The organism is Pseudomonas sp. NPDC089743 (assembly GCF_044748785.1).
Taxonomy (GTDB): domain Bacteria; phylum Pseudomonadota; class Gammaproteobacteria; order Pseudomonadales; family Pseudomonadaceae; genus Aquipseudomonas; species Aquipseudomonas putida_X.
This window is the reverse complement of the sequence record NZ_JBIVGS010000004.1, coordinates 279,896-298,858: the sequence shown is the minus strand read 5'-3', so window position 1 is coordinate 298,858 and position 18,963 is coordinate 279,896. Positions and strand designations below refer to the sequence as shown.

Below are 18,963 nucleotides of genomic sequence, written 5' to 3'. Positions count from 1 at the left end.
CGATGGTCGCCAAAGTACTGATGCTGCATGGCATCAACCACAACATGTTCGGCAAGCGCGACCCGCGCCAGTACGGCACGGCGACCCTGGCAGACATCGACCAGGCATTGCAGGCCCTGGGCGAGGAGCTGGGGGCGCAGGTCGAGAGCTTCCAGAGCAACTTCGAAGGCGCCCTGTGCGAACGCATCCATCAGGCCTATGAGGACCGGGTGGATGCGGTGCTGATCAATGCCGGCGCCTGGACCCACTACAGCTACGGCATTCGTGATGCACTGGCCATTATCGAAGTGCCGGTGGTTGAAGTGCACATGTCTAACATCCATGCCAGGGAGCCGTTCCGCCATCACTCGGTGTTTGCCGAGGTGGTGCGAGGGCAGATCTGCGGGTTTGGTGTCGAAACCTACCTGCTGGCGTTGCGTGCGGCAATCAACATGCTCTGAACAAGGCCGCTTCGCAGCCCATCGCCGGCAAGCGCGGCTCCTACAGGTACACCGCCTGCCTCAAGGCTGGCGACATTCTTTAGAGTTGTACCAGTGTCTTCACTGGTCACACTGTCGGCAGGTAAGCTCGGCGTTCTGAGACGACACCAAGGACGGCATCCATGTGTTCCCTTACCAACGAGCAGCTACAAGCGATCGTCCACCAGAACCCGATAAATCGTGCGCTGTTGGCGACGCTGCCAACACTCGACATTCCGAATGCCATGCTGGTCGCAGGGGCGCTGTTCCAGACGTTCTGGAATCACCGTTCGGGAGAAGCTGCCGAGTGGGGCATCAAGGATTACGACATTGCCTACTTCGACACAGACTTGTCCTGGGAGGCGGAAGATCGAGTCATAGCTGAGGTTCAGCAGGCGTTCTCTCATCTGGGCGTCAACATCGAGATCCGCAACCAGGCCCGCGTGCACTTGTGGTACGAAGCGAAATTCGGCGGGGCCTATCCACCGTTGAAAAAGGTAACGGATGGTATCGACCGCTATCTCATTCGATCGACTTGTCTCGGCGTTGACGCCGGTACTGGTGAGCTTTATTGCACCCATGGCTTGAACGATCTCTCGAACGACTGGCTCAGGATGAACGAGTTGAATCCACGCCCAGATTTATTCAGAGCGAAAGCTGCCAGCTACCAGGCTCGCTGGCCATGGCTTCAATTGGTTGAATGAGCGTCGGCCAGCGGCAGCAATTGTTCGATAACGCTAATGGCGTCCGTTGTCATGGGACAGTCCCAAACCAAGATACGGTGGTGGCCTCAATGATTCGGCATTCTGCCCCTCAAAGCGAAGGCGTACCCTGGATGGCCCTTTATGTCGCATAGGGAGATTGCGATGACCCCCGACAAAGTCTGCCCTGTAGTGCTCTCGTATTCACTACCCACCAAGATTCTTCTGTTCAGGCACCCTTTGGCAGGCACGCAACTGGTGAAGGGCACCATCGAGAATGGAGAAACACCCCGCATGGCTGCATTGCGAGAGCTGGCAGAGGAGTCCGGTATTACTGACGCAGTGATCGACAGCGATCTGGGTTGCTGGAAGGCTGATCACCAACATCAGGTGTGGTCGTTTCACCTTTGTCGCGCTGAGAGCGAGCTGCCCGAGTGCTGGGTTCATCAGACGCTGGATGATCACGGCCACCGCTTCGAGTTTTTCTGGGCTTCGCTCGACAACCTGCCCTACAGCGACTGTCACCCAGTCTTCCAGCGAGCACTGGTATTTTTATGCGAAACGCTGAGCGCGTCCGGCCATTGGAGAGAGGAGGGGCGCCAGCACGATGATTGAACAGCTATCAAAGGTCGAAAGCAGTAGCTCCGACCGGCAGATATCGACCCATAGCACGCATGGGTAACCGGGGCCGCTTCGCAGCCCATCGCCGGCAAGCGCGGCTCCCACAGGCACACCGCATGCCTGAAGGTTGCGAGCCGCGCAGGGAGAGACCAGCATCGGCTGATGCTGATCGGCAGGGCCAGTAGCGCGTCCCGTCAGCGGCTGCTTCCATGACATCGGCGTATTCAGCACCGAGTATTGCCAAGGTCAGCTCATGAACGGTTGTGGCATCCAGATATCACCAGCCTTCGGGCATACGCTGTACCTGTGGGAGCCGCGCTTGCCGGCGATGGGCTGCGAAGCGGCCCCGGTTACCAACGCCGGCTTTGGGTGTTTGCTGCCATTGGCGAGCAACTGTTGTCGACCCAAAGAAACGCGGCGTTGTCCAGTCTCGTCCATGCCGCTCAAAGCCTCAGATCGAGCGCTGGTTCACACGGGCAGAGAGTTGCTCAGCGTTTTCCTTGCGCTCCGAATAACGGTCTACCAAGAACGCCTGGCGGTCGCGCAGCAGGACGGTGAACTTCACCAGTTCCTCCATGACATCCACCACGCGATCGTAGTACGGCGAGGGCTTCATCCGCCCGGCGTCGTCGAACTCAAGGTAGGCTTTGGGCACCGAGGACTGGTTCGGGATGGTGAACATCCGCATCCAGCGCCCAAGCACGCGCAGTTGGTTGACCACGTTGAACGACTGCGAGCCGCCACACACCTGCATGACCGCCAGGGTCTTGCCTTGAGTAGGGCGCACCGCACCCAGTGCCAGGGGAATCCAGTCGATCTGCGCCTTGAATACCGCAGACATCGCACCATGGCGTTCTGGCGAGCACCAGACCTGGCCTTCCGACCACTGCATCAGCTCACGCAGTTCCTGCACTTTGGGGTGCTCGGCAGGTGCATCGTCAGGCAGCGGCAGCCCCGACGGATTGAAGACCCGTGTCTCGGCGCCCAAGTGCTCCAGCAACCGTGCGGCTTCTTCCACCAGCAAGCGGCTGAAGGAGCGTTCACGGGTCGATCCATACAGCAGCAGGATGCGCGGTTTGTGCTCGCTGGAACGGGCTACCGCTGGCGGCCCATCGAGCAGCGCCAGGTCGAGATTGGGCAGGTGCTCAGACATGTTTCCTCCCGCTCAAAGCGTGCCGATGCGATCCAGCTCATGCTTGAGCTGGTCACGGTCGAGGTGATCGAAAGGCAGTGCGAAGAATGCCTGGCAGCGTGATGCGATGCGGGCCAGCGTGGCGCGGAACGCAGCGTCGACCGCCGCCGCCTCACCCACGACATCGGACGGGTCCTCCAGCCCCCAATGCGATTTCAAGGCCGGGCCGAAATAGACCGGGCAAGCTTCGCCGGCTGCCTTGTCGCAAACGGTAATGACGATGTCAGGAGGGCAATCCTCGAACGCGTCATTGCCCTTGCTGCTCAGCCCATTGGTCGAGATGCCGGCGTCTTGCAAGGTTGTCAGGCTGCGAGGCAACACCTGGCCTTTGGGAAAGCTGCCGGAGCTGACTGCTTCAAATCCGTGAGGCGCCAAATGATTGAACATGGCCTCGGAAAGGATGCTGCGGCAACTGTTGGCCGTGCACATGAACAGGACTCGCATAGAGGCTCCTCCGCTTCGTGGCGGATGTCAGAGGCTCAGGCGCAATGCCAGAGCCGAAAGGGTGATCAACAGAACCGGGAGCGTCAGCACAATGCCGACCTTGAAGTAGTAACCCCAGGTGATGCGCATGCCTTTGCGCTCCAGCACGTGCAACCACAGCAGCGTGGCGAGGCTGCCGATAGGGGTGATTTTCGGGCCGAGGTCGCAGCCGATGACGTTGGCGTAGATCATCGCCTCGCGCACCAGCCCTTGCGCCTCGCTGGCCTGGATCGACAAGGCGCCGACCAGCACGCTGGGCATGTTGTTCATGACCGAGGACAGCACTGCAGCGATCAACCCCGTGCCGATGGCGGCACTCCAAAGCCCTTGCTGCGCAAGGCGATCGAGCAGCTGGGTGAGCATATCGGTGAGGCCGGCGTTCTTCAGCCCGTAGACCACCAGATACATACCGAGAGAGAAGATCACCACCTGCCAGGGCGCTTCGCGCAGCACACGACGGGTCGAGATGCGATGCCCGCGAGCGGCGACGGCGAAGAGGATCGCCGCACAGGCCGCGGCTACCGCGCTGATCGGGATACCCAGGGGTTCCAGGGCGAACAGCCCGATCAGCAACACCAGCAGCACCCAGCCACCGACGTTGAAGGTGGCGCGGTCGTGGATCGCCTCACTTGGCGCTTTCAGGGCAGCGACCGTGTACTGCTCAGGGATGTCACGGCGGTAGAACAGGAACAGCACCAGCAGGGTGGCGGCCACGCTGGCGAAATTCACCGGCACCATCACCGAGGCGTATTCGCTGAAGCCCAGTTCGAAGTAGTCGGCGGAGACGATGTTCACCAGGTTTGAGACTACCAGCGGCAGGCTCGCCGTGTCGGCGATAAAGCCTGCGGCCATGACGAACGCCAGCGTAGCGGCGGGCGAAAAGCGTAGCGCCACTAGCATCGACATCACGATAGGGGTGAGGATCAGTGCCGCACCGTCATTGGCGAACAGCGCCGACACGGCGGCACCCAGCAGTACGCAGAAGGCGAACAGGCGGTAGCCGCTGCCGTTTGCCCAGCGCGCGACGTGCAGCGCGGCCCATTCGAAGAAACCCGCCTCGTCCAGCAGCAGGCTGATGATGATGACAGCGATGAAGGTGGCGGTGGCATTCCAGACAATGGCCCACACGGTCGGGATATCGTGCAGCGAAACGGCACCCGCTGCCAGGGCGATGAGCGCACCGAGCGTGGCACTCCAGCCAACACCAAGCCCCCTCGGTTGCCAGATGACCAGGATGAGCGTGAATACAAAGACTGCAATGGCGACCAGCATGAAGACCTCGCTTGAAATAGGTCAGCAGCAGGCAGCATCACGGACGGGCCGGCCGTCCATGTTCTTCAGCCGCAGAGCGTTATCTGCCAACCATTGTGCGTTGGCCTGCAAGGTCACCTGCAACATTTCATGCACCCAGGCGGGCAGTTCCGGGTTCAGGCGGTAGTACACCCACTGGCCCTGCCTGCGATCGAGCAGCATGCCATTGCTGCGAAGCTGCGCGAGGTGGCGGCTGATCTTAGGTTGGCTGTCGTTCAGCGCGCACATCAGTTCGCAGACGCAAAGTTCACCGAGACTGGCAATCAACAGTGTGGCCCGAGCACGGGTTTCGTCGGAGAGGCATTTGAAGACATCAGGCGGGGTGAACATGGCGGTACCGGAATATATGGATAGCCGAATATACGTATTTTCATATGTGCTGTGCAAGCTTCTCAGGGCTGAGCGGTCGCTAAGGGGCCAGGCTGTTTGAAAAAACTTGCGAGTTGTGCTCGCGTGCGACCTCAAGCCAATGATGAGTATCGATGCCTTGCGTAAAACACGACGTCACTGAGAAGCAAAGTACTAAACCACGGTCTACTCTCTCTAGTCGTCATAGAGGCTATGCCGAAACGATGTAGGGCATTGTTTAAAAGGGACTGGAAATGGCTGTTCTCAAATAACGCATGAGAGACCCAGACAGCTGGTTTCCGACCTTAACGCCCTGATTGCTCTGTTGACGCAGACTGCGCCAGGCGGGGCACTGAGCAATCGGTGTCCTGTTCCATTCCAAGTGTGGAGCAAGGAACGATGACCACTTCGAATCGTATCGCGCACGCGAAAGGGTGGATGCCCGCGGCGATAACGGTATTGGCTTTGCACAGTAGTGGCGTGTCAGCGGGAGGCATCTTCATCTATGAGGCCGGCCAGGAAAGTAACGGCCTGGCCAACGCGGGCTCGGCGGCGCTCGCCACAGACCCCAGCGTGTTGATGAGCAACCCGGCAGGCATCGCCTTGCTGCCCGGCACGCAGGTCAGCGCCAACGCACAGGTCATCCTCGGCGACCTGCGTTACTCACGCGACAGCAACAACCAGTTCGACGGCAACGAGGGCGGCAATGCTCTGCAGTATCTACCGGGCGCCAGCCTGTTCATCAGCCACCAACTCGATGACCGTTCGGCGATCGGATTCGGCATGTACGGCAACTTCGGCCTGGCACTGAACTACGACGACGACTGGGCAGGGCGGTACTTCACCCAGGAAGCGGCTGTGATCGGCGTCTCGTTTCAACCCACCTTTGCCTACAAGTTCACCGATGACCTCACTGTCGGCATCGGCCCTCGCATGATGCTGGGCTATTACCGCACCGAGGTGGCCATCAACAACAGCCTGCTGGGGTTGGTCGAGCGGCCTGATGGCCAACTCGAATACAAGGACACCGACTTCGGCATGGGTGTGAACCTGGGCGTGCTCTACCAGGTCGACCCCCGCACGCGTATTGGCCTGGCCTACACCAGCAAGGTGAAGCTGGAGTTCGAGGACAGCCCGCATGTCCGCGACATCAACAACCCCCTCATCAACGCCGCGCTCAACCGCTTGGCGGTGGACACCCTGGAATTGGACATGAACGTGCCGCAGACCGCGACGTTCAGCGTGGCCCACCAGTTGGACGAGCAATGGACGTTGCTTGGCAGCGTGGGTTGGCAGGACTGGAGCGATTTCGGGGATATCGGCGTGGAGGTCGATGCCAATGCCGCCGGTGTCAGCCGCACGGTCGATCGCAAGTACAAGGATACCTGGCACGCCTCACTCGGCGCGCAGTACCAAATGACCCGCCAGCTGCGCTGGAGCGTTGGGGTGGGGTATGACAGCTCGGCCGTCGATGACAAGGATCGCACCGTGGACAACCCGATGGGCGAGACGTGGCGCTTCGCGACCGGGGTGAACTATCAGGTTGAAGAAGGCTTGGACCTGCACCTGGCCTACACGCTGCTCTGGCTCGGCGATATGGACGTGGAGCAGACCAAGGCACGCTCCGGCGATACGTTGTCAGGCAGTTTCGACAACGCCGCCTTGCACGTCATCGGCGGCGGTGCAACGTGGCGATTCTGAAGGTTTTCATCCTCGATAACCGCTTCAACGTGGAAGGAGAAGTTGCATGAAAAGTAGGCCGCTTATTGCAACCGTGTGCCTCGCATCGCTGTTGCTGCATGGCTGTGCGAGCAAATACGTGGAGCCTGATGATTACTCCGGGTTTCTGAAGGACTACAGCAAGCTCAAAGAGGAAAAATCACCGTCAGGTGCGGAGGTTATGCGCTGGATCAAGCCGGGCATCACTGCCAACCAATTTACCAGGGTCTATATCGAACCCAGCCAGTTTTATCCCAAGCCGCAACCCACTGCGAAAATTCCGCAGCAAACCTTGCAAGGCATAACCCAATACTACGATCAGGCGCTGAAAAACCAGTTTTCCACCGTGCTGCCGCTGGCGACCAGCCCTGGGCCAGGTGTGCTGGTGGTGCGCCCGGCGATCACTGGGGTAAGCGCTAAAACCAAGGGGTTGCGCCCGTATGAAGTTATCCCGATCGCGTTGGTGGCCGCCGGCATCAGCACGGCGACGGGGATCCGCGATCAAGACACCAGCGTGGCCACCGAGGCCGCATTCATTGACGGAAACTCCAACGAGGTAGTGGCCCAGGTGGTACGCAAAGGAGCAGGTACTGAATTGGAGAACTCCTCGCAGGTCATGCAGGCCACGGACGCACGTGCCGTGCTCGATGGCTGGGCCAAGGACATGGTCAGTTCATTCAAGGCCCTGAAAAAGTAGCCCGAATGTTCCCCTGCCGTGGCTGCGGCAGGGGCATCGGCATTTGATGCACGGACTCGAAGTTTCAAGGATGCCCCGATGAAAACGGTCATGCTCAAGCTCAAACATGAATTCCTGAAAGTGCTTCCTCCCACCGTGTTTTTTTTCGTGATCCTGCACATCGTTGCGCTGATTCGTGCGCTGATGATCAAAGGGTCAGGGGTGGAGCTGCCTGTTTCAGCGTCGGTCCTGATCGCCGCGCTGATATTGGGCAAGTCCGTGCTGGTGGCGGATATGCTGCCTTTCATCAATCGCTTCCCCGACAAGCCACTGATCTGGAACGTCGCCTGGAAGACCTGCATGTATGCCTTGGTCGCGCTGATCGTCCATTACCTGGAGCGTCTGTATGAGTATTGGAAAGAGGCGGCCGGTGTGATGGATGCCAATGCGCTGCTGTGGTCATCCATTAACTGGCCTCGCTTCTGGGCGGTTCAGATCCTGTTGATCACCTTGATATTCATGTATTGCGTCATCGCTGAACTGGCGCGCGTCATTGGCCGCGAGCGCCTTAAACGCATGTTCATTGGTCCGCTGCCGCCAAAACAGCCCGATATGCCGAAACACAGCGGATAGCCGAACGATGGATCCGGTTTGGCCACTTGGCTTGCAGTTGACGGGAGACACCGCGTTGAAAAAGAACGTTTACCCGCTTTACGCGCTTGCTTTGTTGGCGCACAGCGGCCAAGGCCAAGCAGAGGATTCGGCAGAGCTTGCCAAGAAGGCGCTGAACCCGGTTGCGGCCATGTACAGCTTGCCGGTGCAATATAACTGGGACCAAAAACTGGGCCCCAATGGCGAGGGCAAGCGCAGCCTGACCAATATCCAGCCCGTGCTGCCGTTCAGCCTGAATGATGACTGGAACCTGATCTCCAGGACCATCCTGCCTGTCGTCGACCAACACGGTTTGGGTGGCGCGGCGGACACCTCCGGTGTGGGCGATGTGACCCAAAGCTTTTTCTTCTCACCGAAACAACCCACGGCCAGTGGCTGGATACTGGGCGCAGGGCCGGCGCTGTTGATACCAACAGGCAGCAACGACGTGCTGAGCAGTGAACAGTGGGGGCTCGGACCGACAGCGGTAGCCTTGAAGCAAGCCAACGGGTGGACGCACGGGATACTGGCGAACCATATCTGGGGGCTGGAGGGCAGCCCTGCAGATGGCAAGGAGAAGGTCAACCAGACGTTCATGCAGCCGTTTCTTTCCTACACGAACAGCGCCTTGACCACATTTGGCATCAACAGTGAGTCGACCTACGACTGGCAATCCAAACAATGGTCAATTCCAATCAACCTGATGGTGACCCAACTACTGAAAGTGGGTGGGCACCCCATTACCGTCCAGGCGGGCCCGCGTTATTGGCTCGACTCACCGGATAATGGCCCCGAAGGCTGGGGCTTTCGGTTTGCTGTAACGCTGCTTTTCCCAAGGTAATGCACGCCGGCATCGCTAATACGCCTGCAAGAACAACCCGCAAGGGTTGCTGATTCTATTGATCACGGAGCTAAGGATGGGGCGTCGCGACAAAGGCAATATTCTGGGCTTGGCATTGAAGGCCTTGTCCTGGTCTGCAGTTTTGATCACCTGCCTGGTTGGCTCAGTGGGCTCTGCGCTGTGTGCCGAGCAGGCGGGGGCTGCACCCGCCTTTTCGACCGAATCCGAAGGCTATGTTGCTGCCGCTACTTGCCTTGGCTGTCACGTTGACCAGGCCAAGGCCTGGAAGGACTCGGATCACGGTTGGGCGATGCGCGACGCCAACGAGACCAATGTGCTTGGCAATTTCAACGACGCGCGCTTCGACGAGGCCGGGGTCTCGGCGCATTTCTTTCGCAGGCACGGCGGCTTTTACGTCAATACCGAAGGTGAGGATGGCCAGCCGGCAGACTTTAAAATCATCTACACCTTCGGCCACTATCCGCTGCAGCAGTACCTGGTTGCACTGCCCAGGGGCCGCCTGCAGGCGTTGACCATCGCCTGGGACAGCAGAGCCAAGGGCGAGGGCGGGCAACGCTGGTTCTCGCTCTACCCTGGGCAACGTTTTGCACCCGATGACCCTTTGCACTGGACCGGTCGCTACCAGAACTGGAACGGCATGTGCGCCGATTGCCATTCCACGCGTTTGATCAAGCACTACGACGATCGCCAGGACAGCTTCGCGTCCACCTGGAAAGAGCAGAACGTTGGCTGCCAGAGCTGTCATGGGCCTGGCCAGGCCCATGTCGATTGGGCGAACAAAGCCACATCCGCTGAGCAAGCCGATGCGTCGGCCAAGGACATGGGCCTGGCTGTCGATTACAAGGCGTTGGGCAGTCAGGGCCTGGTCGAGCAGTGTGCGTTCTGCCACAGCCGGCGGCAGACCCTTGGCGTGGGCCAGCTCCCCGGTCATCCGCAGCTCGACCAGAGCCTGCCGGCAACATTGCGCGCGGGGCTTTATCACGCAGACGGCCAGATCGACGGTGAGGTGTACGAGTACGGCTCCTTCACGCAAAGTAAGATGTACAACGCAGGGGTGGGCTGCACCGACTGCCACAACCCTCATACCGCCAAGGTCAAGGTCGAAGGCAACGGGCTGTGCCTGCAATGCCACAACGGCAATCCACCGGTAGCCCGCTTCGCCACCCTGCAGGCCAAGGACTATGATACGCCGGCGCACCATCACCACGTCGCCGGCAGCCCTGGCGCCCAGTGTGTCAGTTGCCACATGCCGACCAAGACCTACATGGTCGTCGACCCCCGGCGCGACCACAGCTTGCGGATCCCGCGTCCGGACCTCGCCAGCAAGGTCGACAGCCCCGATGCCTGCACGGCTTGCCACCAAGACCAGCAACCGGCTTGGGCCGCCAAGGCGATCGAGCAGTGGTTTGGCAAGCCGCAGCGCCCGGTTTTGTTTGGCGAGGCGTTCCAGGCGGTGCGCAATGGCCAAGGTATCCCATTGAACCTTTTGGGCACGGTGCTGGCAGACAAGACCAAGCCAAGCATCGTGCGCGCCACTGCCGCCGAACAGATGGCTGACCTGGGCCCTCAAGCCCTCATCAGCCTGGGCTGGGCGTTGAACGATCCGAGCCCATTGGTGCGTGCCTATGCCACGTCTGGGTTCTCGAGCGTGCCGCCAGAGCAGCGCCTCAAGCCGCTGTTGCCCCTGCTCGAAGACCCCTCCCTGGCGGTGCGCGATGAGGCAGTGCGGGCGCTTGCGGATGTGCCCAGCACGCAGTTGCCGGCCCAGGCGAAGGAGGCGTTCAGCACAGCGCTGGCAGACTACGAGGCGCGCCTGCGTGGCAATGCAGACCTGCCAGGCGGGCGCTTGAACCTGGCCGTTCTGTTGAGCCGCCAGGGGCGTCAGCAAGAAGCCATGGAGCAGTACCGTCAGGCACTGCGCCTTGACCCATACTTTGTGCCGGCGCGGGTCAACCTGGCCAATCTCGCCACAGCCGAGCACCAGCTCGATGAAGCGGAAAACGTACTGCGCGCAGGCCTGGCGCTGGAAAAGATGTCGACGACCGATCACGGCAACCTGGCGTACATGCTGGCCCTGCTGCTGGTGGAGCGACGCCAGCCCGAAGAGGCCGTGGGCTTGATGGAGTCGGCAGCGGTCGCGCTGCCAGGCAATGCGCGCATTCGCTACAACCAAGGTTTGCTGCTGTCGCGCATGAACCGTCGCGATGAGGCCTTGGCGGCGCTGGAGCGTGGCCTTGAGCAGGCACCGGATAACGCCGACCTTCTGTACTCGTTGATCTACCTGCATGCCTTGGCCGGTGAACGCAGCGAAGCCTATGCCTATGTGCAACGGATGCGCAAAGCGGCCCCTGACGATTCACGCCTGCAAGGCATCGAGCCTTACTGGCAAAAGTACGAAAGCACCAATTGAGCTGGCGATGGCGCTGTGAGCGGCTAGATTTACCTCGTCGCCTTCGAGCAGTTGCGAACATCCGTGGGGCCTCGTGTCGATGCCCCGACTGACAAGGACCGAGCAGTGGATACACGCGAGCAGATTGCTGAACTCGAAGCCAGTGTGGCGCAGAGCGTGCTGGGCCAGGCCGACACCATTCGGCATGTGATTCTTGGCTTGCTGGCCAATGGTCACGTATTGCTGGAAAGCCTGCCGGGGCTGGCCAAAACGCGTACCGTCAAGGCGCTGGCCACCCACCTGGAGGCCAGCATGCGGCGCATCCAGTTCACCCCCGACCTGCTGCCGTCGGACATCACTGGTGGCGAAATCCTCCAGCAGACCGCACAGGGCAACGAGATCAAGTTTCAACCCGGGCCGTTGTTCGGCAACGTGATTCTTGCCGATGAGATCAACCGCGCCCCGGCCAAGGTTCAGGCGGCCCTGCTTGAAGCCATGGAGGAGCGCCAGATTACCGTGGCCGGTCAGAGCTACCCGATGTCAAACCTGTTCATGGTGCTGGCGACCCAGAACCCCATCGAGCAAGAGGGTACCTACCCGTTGCCCGAGGCGCAGATGGACAGGTTCCTGATGAAGCTGCAACTGGACTATCCCAAGGTGGAGGATGAAACCCTGGTGCTGCGCCTGGTGCGCAACGAGGAACAACAGGCAGGCCACCCGCACCAGGCGCCTGGGCGTCTGCCCCAGGACGTGGTGTTCGCCGCACGCAGTGCGATCGCGGGCATTGAAGTGTCGCCGGCGATCGATCGTTACCTGATCGACCTGATCAACGCCACCCGCCACCCGGTCGAGCATGATCCGGACCTTGCGCGCTGGATCAAGATCGGCGCCAGCCCACGTGGCGGGATCAGCCTGGACAGAGTGGCGCGTGCCCACGCATGGCTGGCCGGGCAGGGGTACGTCACCCCGGACAATGTGCGAGCAGTGGTCCATCCGGTGTTGCGCCACCGATTGCAGCTCTCCTACGACGCGGTTGCCGATGGCATCGGCGCCGACCAGGTGATCGACCGGCTGCTGGACACGGTCGCCATCCCGGCCTGAACGGAGCGAGCCCATGCAACCGACCCAGGATGGTTTCGTCTACGCCTCGCTCAGCCAGCTGATGGCGTTCGAATACCGCGTGCGCGGCTTGAGCTTCCTGGCGCGTCAGCCGCTGGCAAGCATCCTGGCGGGCAATCACGCCTCACGCCTGCGTGGCCGCGGCTTGAGCTTCGACGAGCTGCGCCGTTACATACCTGGCGATGATCTGCGCCACCTCGACTGGCGCGCATCGTTACGCTACGGCAAGCCGTTCGTGCGCACCTTCACCGAAGAGCGCGACCGGCCGACACTGCTGCTGGTCGATCAACGCATGAATATGTATTTCGGCTCCCGGCGCAGTTTCAAGTCAGTCACCGCTGCCGAGCTTGCCGCATTGTCGGCATGGATAGCCCTGCAGGCCGGTGATCGGGTGGGCGGGCTGGTATTCGATGATCAGCAAGTGGTGCACATCAGGCCGCTGCGCAGCCGCGCACGGGTGCAGGCCCTGTGCGCGGCAGTGGTGCGCAGCAACAACCGCCTTAGCGCGTCAGGCCCGGACAGCGAGCAAGAGGGGCAACTCGACACTGCGCTGCGCAACGTCATCGGCCTGGCCGGGCATGATGCGCTGGTCTGCATCATCAGTGACTTTGCCGGGGTGACGGAGCAGACCTTGAAGCTGTTGCGGCAACTGAGCGCGCACAATGACGTGATCGCCATGCAGGTGTATGACCCTATCGCGCTGGATGTCCCCGACAAGGGGCGTTTGAGCGTGACCCAGGGCGAGATGCAGATCGACCTTGAAATCGGGCGGCGCCAGGTGCACCGGCCGCTGGGCGATTTTCTCTCCGGGCGCCTTGAGCAAGTGGCGCAGTTGCTGCGCCGCAGCCAGATACCGCTGATGATGATCAGTACCGGCGATGAGGTGTTGGGCCAGGTGCAGCGTGAACTGGGGCGGCTTGGGGGCGGTGGCCGATGAGCGCCCGGCCGTCGCCTGCCGCCATCGACCAGCTCAAGGAGCTGCCGTTGCCGGTGCCACCGTTCAGTTATGCCCCGCAAACCTGGGGTTGGGCGGTATTGCTGGCCGTTGTGGTGGTGGTAGGGCTCGCTTATGCCGTGTATGTCTGGCGGCGCTGGCAGCGTGATCGTTATCGACGTGAGGCGTTGCAGCGGCTCGACGCCCTTGTTGCGGCGCAGGCCCAGCCTGAGCAGCGTTTGCCAGCGCTGCGTGAATTACCGGCGTTGCTCAAGCGCGTAGCGCTTTCCATGCCTGACGCGCCAGCGGTGCACGGCCTGTCAGGCCAGCAATGGCAGGTGTTTTTGCAGCAGCGGGCACGCTTTGCCTTGCCTGAGCAGTTCGCCGCGCAACTGCACACGCTGGCTTATGCGCCAGACCTGCAGGTGCAGGCAATCGGCGAGCCTGAGCTGCGAACCTTGGTGAACACCTGCAGGCGCTGGATCGAGGCTCACCATGTGGCAGTTTGATTACCTGTGGGTGTTCTTGTTGCTGCCCTTGCCCTGGCTGGCCTACCGCTTCATGCGCCCCTATCACGAGGCGCGCAGCGCATTGCGGGTGCCGTTTTTCTTCGCCATGAGCCGTGCGGTGAACCAGCTCCCCGACACCACGCCACCCTCGGGTGGGCGCTGGCAAGTGCTTTTGAACCTGCTGGTATGGGGCCTTCTGCTGGCCGCCTGCGCGCGGCCCGTACTGGTGGAAAAGGCCATCGAGCGTGAGCAGCCCATCCGCGACATGCTGCTGGCGATCGATATTTCTCAGTCCATGCAGGCCAAGGACTTTACCGACGCCAATGGCCAGCAAGTGGACAGGTTGAGCGCGGTGAAAGCGGTGGTGCGCGACTTCATCGCCCAGCGCAAGCAAGACCGCATCGGCTTGATCGTATTCGGCACCGGTGCCTACCCACAGTCGCCCCTGACCCTCGATCACGCCAGTCTCTCGCTGCTGCTCGATGAAGTCGAGGTGGGCATGGCCGGGCCGAATACCGCCATAGGCGATGCCATTGGCCTTGCCATCAAGCTGCTGGATCAGGCCAAGGAGCAGGAAAAGGTGATGGTGCTACTGAGTGACGGCAATGACACCGGCAGTGCGATCACACCCGAACACGCGGCAGGCTTGGCCAGTGAGCGGAACATCGTGGTACATACCATTGGGATCGGCGACCCCCAGGCCAGCGGTGAAGACAAGGTCGATCTGCAAGCGCTGGAGGGCATCGCACGCACCACCGGTGGCAGGTTCTTCCGCGCCGACGACCGGGGCGCGCTGGCCCAGGTGTATGCCACGCTGGACCGGATCACCCCCCACAGCGTGAAGACCTTCAGCCACCAGCCCAAGCGTGACCTGTTCTGGTGGCCACTGGGGGCGGCCTTGCTGTTGCTGGCCTTGGGGCATAGCCTGGCAGCCGTGGCTGGCCCGTTGCGGGCACGGCCTGCGCAGGGGAGGCCATGAATGGACATCGACCTTAGTGCCTTGCACCTGCTGCGCCCCTATTGGTTGTTACTGTGGCTACCGGCCGCGCTGCTGCCCTGGGCATGGCAGCGGCGCAATGACCTGAAGCGGCAGTTGCACGGCGTGATCGCTCCACACCTGGTCGAGCATCTGCTCATCACCCCCGAGGAGCAAGCGCGGTTGCGGCCCGTTCACCTGCTGGCAGCACTGCTCGGCCTGGGTGCCCTGGCCGCCGCGGGGCCGACCTGGCAGCGCGACATCCCCGCGTTCGTCGACAACCGTGCGCCGCTGATCCTGGCGCTGGACCTGTCGCCGTCGATGGATGCCGACGACGTACCCCCATCCCGCCTGCAAGCCGCCAAACATACCTTGCACGACCTGGTGATGCGCCGCGCAGGGGCACGCACAGCGCTCATCGCGTATGCCGGCAGCGCGCACCTGGTGCTGCCCGCCACCGAAGACCCACACTTGCTCGACACCTTCTTGCAAGCACTGACCACCGATTTGATCGCGCAACCCGGCAAGGATGTAGCAGGGGTGATCGACGTGGCGAAACGCTTGCTGGCAGCCGAGCAGGTGCCCGGCACGCTGGTGCTGCTGACCGATGGCGCCGATACCGGGCAATTGTCGGCACTGACGGGCGCGCTCAAAGGCAGCGACCTGCAGGTGATGGTCCTGGCCGTGGGCAGCCAAGACAGCGGGGTTGTGCATGACGCTCAGGGCCGTACCCGGGTCGATGCCGAAGGGCGCCCGCTGCAGGCGGACTTCGATCAGCAGGGCTTGAGGCAGTTGGCCGACGCCGTCAACGGCCCGCTGGGCAGCCTGACCCTGAGCGACGATGATCTGGACTGGATCGAACTGCATGCGCAGCAGCATTTTCAGGCAGCCCAAGGCGACCCGCAGCAGGTGCACTGGAAGGACGCCGGCTACTGGCTGTGCTGGCCGCTGGCGCTGCTTGCGCTGCTGTGCCTGCGCCGTGGCTGGAAGGTGCACTGGCTGGCCACCGTGCTGGTGGCGGTCGTGTTGGGCACGCAGCCGCAAAGCGCGCGGGCCGGGCCTGTCGCGGATGCCTTCTTCACCCCCGACCAGCAGGGCCGCTGGGCCTTCGAGCATGGCCATTACCCGCAGGCCGCAGCGCATTTCAACGACCCTTACTGGAAAGGCCTGGCTGCCTACACCGCCGCCGACTATGACGTTGCCTTGGCCAGCCTCGGCAAGCTCGATACCGCCCAGGCTTTTTTCTACCGGGGCAATATCTACGTGCGCCAGTTCAAGTTTCCCCAGGCGGTTCAGGCCTACCAACAGGCTTTGCAGCGCCAGCCTGCGTTCCCCGAGGCCAGTGCCAACCTGGCACTGGCGCAGGCGCTGCTCAAAGACTATGAAGACCAGCAAAAGGCAGGCACACCCGACGAGAAGGCCGACAAGGTGGTGGAGGACCAGACGCCTTCCAAAGGCGCCCGGCAAAAGCAGCAGCAAACGCCCCAGGCCGCTTCGGACCAGGTCTGGCTGAATAACCTGACGACGTCGCCGGAGCAGTTCCTCAGGCGCAAGTTCCTGCTTCAGGATGCCTCACGACAAACAGCGGAGGGCACCTGATGAAACGCATGCTGTTGCTGCTAGGGCTCTACCTGCCATTGCTCGCGGTCGCGGCACCCGAGGCTCGTGTGCAGGCGCGCCTGCTGCCGGCCGGCGACACGGTGGTAGGCGCGACGCTCGAGTTGCAGGTCGATCTGCTGGTAGACACCTGGTTCACCCAGCCGGCCGTGCTGCCGGTGATCGAGTTGCCGGGTGCTACGGTGAGCGCACCCAGCGGAGAAGCGCAGCATCTGAACGAACGGCTCGACGGCAAGGCCTTCTTCGGCCTGCGCTACACCTATCAGATCACCCCGCAAACGGCCCAGGCCTTCACCCTTCCTGCGCAAACCTTTCAGGTGTTCCCCGGCCAGTCGGATGCGCCGGTCACACTCGCCAGCGAGCCGCTTTCATTCGTCGCCAAGGCCCTCGCCGGTGATGCGACCGTGCACCGCCTGGTGGCACGCAAGGTCAGCCTTGAGCAACAAACGCAGCTGTCGCATTCACCGCTGCGTGCAGGGGACAGCATTACCCGTCGGGTGGTGACGCGAGCCGAAGGTGCGCAGGCGATGCTCATACCACCGCCACCGCTGATCGAGATCGAAGGCCTCAAACGCTATGTGCAAACCCCTCGTGTTGCGCCGCTAAGCGATGGGCGAGGGGGCTCGACCGGCGGCCAGCGCGAGGACAGTGTGAGCTATGTGGTATCGACCGCCGGACGTTACCAGCTGCCCGCGATCGAACTGCAGTGGTGGGATGCGGCGACGGGTGAGGCCAGGCAAGCAACGTTGCCCCCGATCGATGTCACCGCCATCGAGGGTGGTTACAAAGCGCCGTTTTCCATCGACCAGGACCTGCGCGCGCTCGGCCGTCAGGCACAGTTGCGCCTGCCTGGCCACTGGTTGTGGGCTGCAGGCTTGCTGCTGCTTGGCGGGGCGCTGATTTACGTTGCACGGCCGTGGCTGTGGGCGGTATGGCGGCATTTGCAAAGCTGGCAAGCAGCGCGGCGTATGACGCGGTTGCACTCTGTTGAGCATGCCTGGCGGCAGGCGCGTGCTCAACTTGCGCAAGACCCGCCGCAGCTCGACGGGCTGTACCTGTGGATTCGCAGGGCTACCGGGCAGCGCACAGTGTCAGCATTTTCCTCAGCTTTGCCGCCCCAATTGCGAATACGTCTACTAGACTGGCTCCAGAACCGCTACGGCAATGGCCGTGAAGTACGCCAGAGCGCGCCGTCACTGAGCCCGATCCTACCAGCGTTGCGGCGAGCGGCAGTGAGCGGGCGGCAGGTCAGCCACCCTGAAGGCTTGAAACCACTCAACCCATGAGTCTTTGCCTGAAGTGATAGGCAGCACTGAGAAGGGATACTTCATGCTCGATCTACACCGTGCGCGCTGGTGGTTGGCCTTGTTACTCGTGTTGCCTTTGGCGGTGCAGGCGGCCAATGCGCTGCCTTCCTGGCGGGATGGCCCCTCACGGCAAGCCATCGAAGCGTTCGTGGGCGCTGTGACCACCGAAGGCAGTGAAGACTATGTGCCCGAGGCCGAGCGCATTGCCGTCTTCGACAATGACGGCACGCTATGGAGCGAGCAGCCGCTGTATTTTGAGGTGTTGTTTGCCCTTGATGAGGTCAAGAGGCTCGCACCGCAACACCCGGAATGGACCAGCCAGCAGCCGTTCAAGGCCGTTCTGGAGGGCGACCAGAAGGCTTTGAGTGACAGCGGCATGGACGGCATGCTCAAGATCGTCGCCGCCACTCATGCCGGGGTCAGCACCGAGGCGTTTATCGCCAATACCCAGCGTTGGCTGGCAACGGCCGTACACCCTCGCACCCACAGGCCGTACACCGAGATGGTCTTCCAGCCCATGCTCGAACTTTTGCAGTACCTGCGGGGCAACGGTTTCAGGACCTACATCGTCTCGGGCGGTGAGGTGGCGTTCATGCGTGCATTCGCAGAGGAAGTCTACGGGGTGCCGCCAGAGCAGGTGATCGGCACCACGCTGGAGGCTCGCTTCATCGATGACAACGGCACACTGTCGATCGAACGTCTGCCCAAGTTGCTGCACAACGACGATGGCCCAGGCAAGCCGGTGAGCATCGATGCCCATATCGGCCGTCGCCCGATCTTCGCCTTTGGCAACTCCGACGGCGACCTGCAAATGCTGCAATGGACCATGGCTGGCGAAGGCAAGCGCTTTGCCGGCCTGGTCCATCACACCGACGCGACACGCGAATGGGCCTATGACCGCGACAGCAAGGTCGGGCGCTTGGACAAGGCGCTGGATGCCGCCAAGGGTGCGAACTGGACCTTGGTCGATATGGCCCGCGAGTGGCAGCGCATCTACCCATTCGAAAGCAACCAGGCTCAATGAAAGAGAACCGCAGGGCACAGGGAACCAGCCAAGCAGTAGGTCGATCGTGCACGTAGTCGTGGCCAA

Annotated in this window: 19 protein-coding genes; 15 read left to right on the top strand and 4 right to left on the bottom strand. The window is 61.8% G+C overall.

Annotated features, from left to right (window positions below):
* Window positions 1-2 precede the first annotated feature (2 nt).
* The 3 genes from aroQ (at window position 3) to ACIPZC_RS10495 (ending at window position 1,774) form a co-directional block, all read left to right on the top strand.
* On the top strand, window positions 3-440 hold the full coding sequence (aroQ, locus tag ACIPZC_RS10505; RefSeq protein ID WP_400626730.1) for a type II 3-dehydroquinate dehydratase: 438 nt from the start codon (window positions 3-5) through the stop codon (window positions 438-440).
* 161 nt (window positions 441-601) lie between these two features.
* Entirely contained in the window at window positions 602-1,162 is a 561-nt protein-coding gene (locus ACIPZC_RS10500; protein WP_400626728.1) for a nucleotidyltransferase family protein, read from the top strand.
* A 162-nt stretch (window positions 1,163-1,324) separates the two neighbouring features.
* Window positions 1,325-1,774, top strand: a complete 450-nt coding sequence (locus ACIPZC_RS10495; RefSeq protein ID WP_400626726.1) for an NUDIX domain-containing protein — start codon at window positions 1,325-1,327, stop codon at window positions 1,772-1,774.
* A 457-nt stretch (window positions 1,775-2,231) separates the two neighbouring features.
* On the opposite strand, the gene arsH is transcribed toward ACIPZC_RS10495, so the two are convergent.
* The 4 genes from arsH to ACIPZC_RS10475 are packed head-to-tail and all read right to left on the bottom strand — an operon-like array spanning window position 2,232 to window position 5,096.
* Window positions 2,232-2,933 (bottom strand): arsenical resistance protein ArsH, encoded by a 702-nt coding sequence (gene arsH, locus ACIPZC_RS10490; RefSeq protein ID WP_241805251.1) that lies wholly within the window; start codon window positions 2,931-2,933, stop codon window positions 2,232-2,234.
* 12 nt (window positions 2,934-2,945) lie between these two features.
* Window positions 2,946-3,416: an arsenate reductase ArsC gene (locus tag ACIPZC_RS10485; RefSeq protein ID WP_400626724.1), complete on the bottom strand. Its 471-nt coding sequence runs from the start codon at window positions 3,414-3,416 to the stop codon at window positions 2,946-2,948.
* A 27-nt stretch (window positions 3,417-3,443) separates the two neighbouring features.
* On the bottom strand, window positions 3,444-4,727 hold the full coding sequence (locus ACIPZC_RS10480) for an arsenic transporter (RefSeq protein WP_400626722.1): 1,284 nt from the start codon (window positions 4,725-4,727) through the stop codon (window positions 3,444-3,446).
* A gap of 21 nt (window positions 4,728-4,748) precedes the next feature.
* Complete coding sequence (locus tag ACIPZC_RS10475) at window positions 4,749-5,096, bottom strand: metalloregulator ArsR/SmtB family transcription factor (protein WP_241805248.1); 348 nt, start codon at window positions 5,094-5,096, stop codon at window positions 4,749-4,751.
* A 456-nt stretch (window positions 5,097-5,552) separates the two neighbouring features.
* Here ACIPZC_RS10475 and ACIPZC_RS10470 point away from each other — a divergent pair, with 456 nt between their 5' ends.
* From ACIPZC_RS10470 to ACIPZC_RS10415, 12 genes are all read left to right on the top strand, one after another.
* Window positions 5,553-6,815 (top strand): OmpP1/FadL family transporter, encoded by a 1,263-nt coding sequence (locus ACIPZC_RS10470; protein WP_400626868.1) that lies wholly within the window; start codon window positions 5,553-5,555, stop codon window positions 6,813-6,815.
* A 46-nt stretch (window positions 6,816-6,861) separates the two neighbouring features.
* Window positions 6,862-7,530, top strand: coding sequence for a DUF3313 domain-containing protein (locus tag ACIPZC_RS10465; RefSeq protein ID WP_400626720.1), 669 nt, complete (start codon window positions 6,862-6,864; stop codon window positions 7,528-7,530).
* A gap of 78 nt (window positions 7,531-7,608) precedes the next feature.
* Window positions 7,609-8,142: a hypothetical protein gene (locus tag ACIPZC_RS10460; RefSeq protein WP_241805246.1), complete on the top strand. Its 534-nt coding sequence runs from the start codon at window positions 7,609-7,611 to the stop codon at window positions 8,140-8,142.
* Window positions 8,143-8,149: 7 nt separating this feature from the next.
* Window positions 8,150-9,001: a transporter gene (locus ACIPZC_RS10455; RefSeq protein ID WP_400626718.1), complete on the top strand. Its 852-nt coding sequence runs from the start codon at window positions 8,150-8,152 to the stop codon at window positions 8,999-9,001.
* Window positions 9,002-9,077: 76 nt separating this feature from the next.
* On the top strand, window positions 9,078-11,432 hold the full coding sequence (locus ACIPZC_RS10450) for a tetratricopeptide repeat protein (protein ID WP_400626716.1): 2,355 nt from the start codon (window positions 9,078-9,080) through the stop codon (window positions 11,430-11,432).
* A 105-nt stretch (window positions 11,433-11,537) separates the two neighbouring features.
* The gene (locus tag ACIPZC_RS10445; protein WP_400626714.1) at window positions 11,538-12,512 is read left to right on the top strand and encodes an AAA family ATPase; all 975 of its coding nucleotides are present in this window, start codon (window positions 11,538-11,540) and stop codon (window positions 12,510-12,512) included.
* Window positions 12,513-12,525: 13 nt separating this feature from the next.
* A complete protein-coding gene (locus ACIPZC_RS10440; RefSeq protein ID WP_400626712.1) occupies window positions 12,526-13,467 on the top strand; it encodes a DUF58 domain-containing protein in 942 nt (313 codons plus the stop codon).
* Window positions 13,464-13,973, top strand: coding sequence for a DUF4381 domain-containing protein (locus ACIPZC_RS10435; protein WP_400626710.1), 510 nt, complete (start codon window positions 13,464-13,466; stop codon window positions 13,971-13,973). The genes ACIPZC_RS10440 and ACIPZC_RS10435 overlap by 4 nt, the downstream gene beginning before the upstream one ends.
* Window positions 13,960-14,952, top strand: coding sequence for a vWA domain-containing protein (locus ACIPZC_RS10430; RefSeq protein WP_400626708.1), 993 nt, complete (start codon window positions 13,960-13,962; stop codon window positions 14,950-14,952). Before ACIPZC_RS10435 ends, ACIPZC_RS10430 begins: the two co-directional genes overlap by 14 nt.
* The gene (locus ACIPZC_RS10425) at window positions 14,953-16,548 is read left to right on the top strand and encodes a VWA domain-containing protein (RefSeq protein WP_400626706.1); all 1,596 of its coding nucleotides are present in this window, start codon (window positions 14,953-14,955) and stop codon (window positions 16,546-16,548) included. It abuts the gene before it with no gap.
* Window positions 16,548-17,852, top strand: coding sequence for a hypothetical protein (locus tag ACIPZC_RS10420; protein ID WP_400626704.1), 1,305 nt, complete (start codon window positions 16,548-16,550; stop codon window positions 17,850-17,852). Before ACIPZC_RS10425 ends, ACIPZC_RS10420 begins: the two co-directional genes overlap by 1 nt.
* A gap of 43 nt (window positions 17,853-17,895) precedes the next feature.
* Window positions 17,896-18,897, top strand: coding sequence for an HAD family hydrolase (locus ACIPZC_RS10415; RefSeq protein ID WP_400626702.1), 1,002 nt, complete (start codon window positions 17,896-17,898; stop codon window positions 18,895-18,897).
* Window positions 18,898-18,963 lie beyond the last annotated feature (66 nt).

Coding starts and splice junctions, on each gene's coding strand:
- aroQ (WP_400626730.1), top strand. CDS start 3: ATGGTCGCCAAAGTACTGATGCTGCATGGCATCAACCACAACATGTTC.
- ACIPZC_RS10500 (WP_400626728.1), top strand. CDS start 602: ATGTGTTCCCTTACCAACGAGCAGCTACAAGCGATCGTCCACCAGAAC.
- ACIPZC_RS10495 (WP_400626726.1), top strand. CDS start 1,325: ATGACCCCCGACAAAGTCTGCCCTGTAGTGCTCTCGTATTCACTACCC.
- arsH (WP_241805251.1), bottom strand. CDS start 2,933: ATGTCTGAGCACCTGCCCAATCTCGACCTGGCGCTGCTCGATGGGCCG.
- ACIPZC_RS10485 (WP_400626724.1), bottom strand. CDS start 3,416: ATGCGAGTCCTGTTCATGTGCACGGCCAACAGTTGCCGCAGCATCCTT.
- ACIPZC_RS10480 (WP_400626722.1), bottom strand. CDS start 4,727: ATGCTGGTCGCCATTGCAGTCTTTGTATTCACGCTCATCCTGGTCATC.
- ACIPZC_RS10475 (WP_241805248.1), bottom strand. CDS start 5,096: ATGTTCACCCCGCCTGATGTCTTCAAATGCCTCTCCGACGAAACCCGT.
- ACIPZC_RS10470 (WP_400626868.1), top strand. CDS start 5,553: ATGCCCGCGGCGATAACGGTATTGGCTTTGCACAGTAGTGGCGTGTCA.
- ACIPZC_RS10465 (WP_400626720.1), top strand. CDS start 6,862: ATGAAAAGTAGGCCGCTTATTGCAACCGTGTGCCTCGCATCGCTGTTG.
- ACIPZC_RS10460 (WP_241805246.1), top strand. CDS start 7,609: ATGAAAACGGTCATGCTCAAGCTCAAACATGAATTCCTGAAAGTGCTT.
- ACIPZC_RS10455 (WP_400626718.1), top strand. CDS start 8,150: ATGGATCCGGTTTGGCCACTTGGCTTGCAGTTGACGGGAGACACCGCG.
- ACIPZC_RS10450 (WP_400626716.1), top strand. CDS start 9,078: ATGGGGCGTCGCGACAAAGGCAATATTCTGGGCTTGGCATTGAAGGCC.
- ACIPZC_RS10440 (WP_400626712.1), top strand. CDS start 12,526: ATGCAACCGACCCAGGATGGTTTCGTCTACGCCTCGCTCAGCCAGCTG.
- ACIPZC_RS10435 (WP_400626710.1), top strand. CDS start 13,464: ATGAGCGCCCGGCCGTCGCCTGCCGCCATCGACCAGCTCAAGGAGCTG.
- ACIPZC_RS10430 (WP_400626708.1), top strand. CDS start 13,960: ATGTGGCAGTTTGATTACCTGTGGGTGTTCTTGTTGCTGCCCTTGCCC.
- ACIPZC_RS10425 (WP_400626706.1), top strand. CDS start 14,953: ATGGACATCGACCTTAGTGCCTTGCACCTGCTGCGCCCCTATTGGTTG.
- ACIPZC_RS10420 (WP_400626704.1), top strand. CDS start 16,548: ATGAAACGCATGCTGTTGCTGCTAGGGCTCTACCTGCCATTGCTCGCG.
- ACIPZC_RS10415 (WP_400626702.1), top strand. CDS start 17,896: ATGCTCGATCTACACCGTGCGCGCTGGTGGTTGGCCTTGTTACTCGTG.